Origin of the sequence: Fibrobacter sp. UWP2 (assembly GCF_900141705.1) — a bacterium.
Classification (GTDB): Bacteria; Fibrobacterota; Fibrobacteria; order Fibrobacterales; family Fibrobacteraceae; genus Fibrobacter.
Genome location: NZ_FQYM01000060.1, coordinates 1 through 3053 on the forward strand (window position 1 = coordinate 1; position 3053 = coordinate 3053).

Sequence of the window (3053 nt, forward strand, 5' to 3'; positions counted from 1 at the left end):
TTGCTTGGTGTTTTTTTGCTGAACCAAATTTACAAGTTGGAGACCACCTTTTTCTTTTTGGTTGCAGAAATTTCAACTAACTTTGGGGCATCTTCGCACTGCAGGTTTAGCCTTCGAATAAGGAACACCGGATCCATAAGATCCAGGAGCGATAAAATGGCAAAGAAGGTAACATCGCCTAAAATTGCGACCAAAGCTTCTCAAGCACTTCGAGATGGCCGAACCAGCAAAACTACGAAAAGCATAGCTGGTAGCGCCCTTTCGCAAAGAGAGCCAAGACGCAAATAACCAAGCAACTTCAAACCAACGAAAGGACCGCCTTACGGCGGTCCTTTTGTCTTTCCCTACCCCACAACCTTCCGCTTGATCCGCCCGAGCAGTCCCCGCACACGGGTATATGCCCATTTCAATGGTGACGGGAAGGGACAATACATCTTTATCAGCTGGTCGAGGGAGTATTTGTCCAGGTTGGCGAAGAATTCGACGCGCTTGGGGTGCGGATTGCTGGAGCGGACGATGCCGGGGTTGCCGGCGATGGCGTATTCGACCTTGGAATCGCATTGGGCGACTTTATCGGCGACGGATTCAAATAGCATACAACCCGGAGTAGTATTCAAGAGAACAACCGATGTTCCCTTGTTGTCGTTCATTTCGGGGTGATACTTGGAGACTCGCCAATAGTCGCCCTGAGTGATGTCGGCAATTCAAGGCTTCTTGCGGTAGTGGCTGTCATCGCAAGAGACATTCTGGCAAATACGGCTCAGGAACAGGCTCATGTATTTCGAGCGACCATGATGCTGCCCACAGGGAGCCTTAAGGGCGTTCCCTGCTGCGCAGGGGCGGGCTTTCGCGGCACGGAACCGTGGCGTCACCCCACGGTTCCCCCGCCTAGAGGGCCGAGCGCGGGATACGGGCGGCCCTCCCGGCCCTTCGGGCTTCGATCCCTAACGCAGACGCGGGAGACGAGACGCACGTCAACAAGAAATAGGAGGCCTAACGCAATCGCAAAAAAAATAAACAGTTGCATTTTTTTGCAGCCGCACATTCTGCGCAAAAGTCTTTGCAAAAGCTGTTAGCAGCCTTTTCACTATTCAAAGGCAATCTTTTGACAACGGGAACTCCCCTTTTTGTCTAGTTATGAACAGGTCTAATTATAGGAAAACTTACAATTCATACTTAGCTGGAGTATTTTCAATTTCCAATGTTGCGCCGAATTTCTTGAATTTTTTCATCCACCCTTGAACCAGCGCAGATGCTTTCGGAAAATGATTCTTTCCAACGGCAAAAGCAATCTTGTCTTGGGAGCAATCTGGGTTTAGTTTAGTATCGTTGACGGAGCTAGCCAGTTGCTTAAACGCATGTTCAATGTCTTCTCCCTTCAACTCAACAAAGTAAAAACGAAAATAATCTTTTTCAACAAGCAACTTGTCGCATCTCAGGTTTTTCCCGCCTTTAGGGTAAACACCACCATCGACATTAACCTTTAAACATTTCTTTTTTGACCTGTTAGAAAACGTGATCTGGCTTTTATTTTCTTCGAACTTAATGTTAGATTCACTTGTTGTGGTGTACGAAGAATTAGGAAGCCCCTTGGTCCACTCATCTAGGTTTTCTTTAGGATTCTTCTTCATACATTTATCAAGTTGCTAAATTCTTTAGAAATGTCAATGGATACAGAGTCTAAGAAAGATTGAGCGATCAAGCGATTTTCTTCGTCCAAAAGGCTCTTGACACGACCATTGTTTATGCCGTAAACACTGATTTCGTCAAAGTTCATAAAATCCGATTGCCCAACAATCTTTTTCACGCGAGCAGACGCTCCAGCCGCCTTGGTCGAAGATTCCATGGCCTGGATCAAATTGTTCATGGACGACAAAATATACGGGCTATGTGTACTCAAAAACAGCGTGTTACACGAGTTGCCATTCAATTTGCGAGCCAGCCATTTAACAAGCGCATATTGGGTTTGCGGGAAAAGGTTCTGTTCGGGTTCTTCAAGAAATACCTTCACACCGCAATTGTTCAAGTAATAATCGCCGATACCCTTTTTTTGTAATTTCGGATTCTGCTCAATGATTTCTCGAAGTTTGGTTTCTGTAAGAACTCTTCTTAGACTAGTCTGTTCGAATAAAAGGGAGTAATCGAATAAATAAGACAAAAGCGCATATTGAGGAATTACAGATTGAAGTCCGCTAGAGGCATTCGAAAAATTAAGCGTGCGCTTATTTAAGGAAATCATGTCGGAATTATTCGCTTCGTCGTAAAAATACGAAACGCCCATGTCCAAGATGTCAAGCTTGTGCATCTTGTCAAACTTTCTGCGGGCGACATCCCACTCCGCCATATAGTTGCGGACATTGTTGAATCTGTCAAAATTGATGTCTAGCCAGTTGGGGATAGATGCAACGATGTTGCGTTCGGCAGGAATGTAGGCGTTCTTCGTGCGCTTGTAGTCCCAACGCTTTTTTCCCCAATTGAAATCCACACTAACATGGCTGCTTTCTGAAAACTTGATTTCGACCAGCAAAGTCTCTGTCTTAAAAAGAATTTCAGAACCGGCTGTAGCGTAACCATCCAACTTGTGGAATGTTATTAACTGGTCCTTTACGACGGTCGGGGTAGTCCATTCATTTGGGTCCTGTGTCAACTGAATTTTCTTTTCGAGCCAATTGCAAAAACTGGCGACTTTTAGAATCGTACTTTTACCGGAACTCTGGGGCCCAATAAGGACATTTATCCTTTTGAAGTCTAAAGAGACCGACTTGATAGGTCCGAAATTTTTTATTGATAACTTGGACATTTTACAACCTGTTTACGGAAAATAGTTTTTTTTTGAAAAAAAATCCAGCAAGTTTGCCCAGAAAAGTAGAATAGTCGGCAAAATTTGTAGAATTTCACGTAAAATCGGAATTTCCGAATCATTCTGTGCAATTCCCGTGGCGTTCCCTGCTGCGCAGGGGGAAGATGCCCCAAAGTTAGTTGAAATTTCTGCAACCAAAAAGAAAAAGGTGGTCTCCAACTTGTAAATTTGGTTCAGCAAAAAAACACCAAGC

General features: G+C 44.6%; 6 protein-coding genes. All 6 read right to left on the reverse strand.

All coding sequences use genetic code 11. From position 1 onward, the window contains the following. Positions 1-29: 29 nt before the first annotated feature. On the reverse strand, positions 30-194 hold the full coding sequence (locus tag BUB55_RS14405; protein WP_159432004.1) for a hypothetical protein: 165 nt from the start codon (positions 192-194) through the stop codon (positions 30-32). A gap of 150 nt (positions 195-344) precedes the next feature. Continuing rightward, positions 345-650 (reverse strand): hypothetical protein, encoded by a 306-nt coding sequence (locus tag BUB55_RS13620; RefSeq protein ID WP_200778539.1) that lies wholly within the window; start codon positions 648-650, stop codon positions 345-347. Positions 651-704: 54 nt separating this feature from the next. Then, on the reverse strand, positions 705-872 hold the full coding sequence (locus BUB55_RS14410) for a hypothetical protein (RefSeq protein WP_159432005.1): 168 nt from the start codon (positions 870-872) through the stop codon (positions 705-707). A gap of 291 nt (positions 873-1163) precedes the next feature. Further along, on the reverse strand, positions 1164-1631 hold the full coding sequence (locus BUB55_RS13625) for a hypothetical protein (RefSeq protein WP_083597048.1): 468 nt from the start codon (positions 1629-1631) through the stop codon (positions 1164-1166). Continuing rightward, a complete protein-coding gene (locus tag BUB55_RS13630) occupies positions 1628-2800 on the reverse strand; it encodes an AAA family ATPase (protein WP_073192411.1) in 1173 nt (390 codons plus the stop codon). The genes BUB55_RS13625 and BUB55_RS13630 overlap by 4 nt, the downstream gene beginning before the upstream one ends. Positions 2801-2812: 12 nt before the next feature. After that, a partial coding sequence (locus tag BUB55_RS13635; RefSeq protein WP_234971950.1) for a hypothetical protein occupies positions 2813-3053 on the reverse strand: 241 nt, incomplete at its 5' end.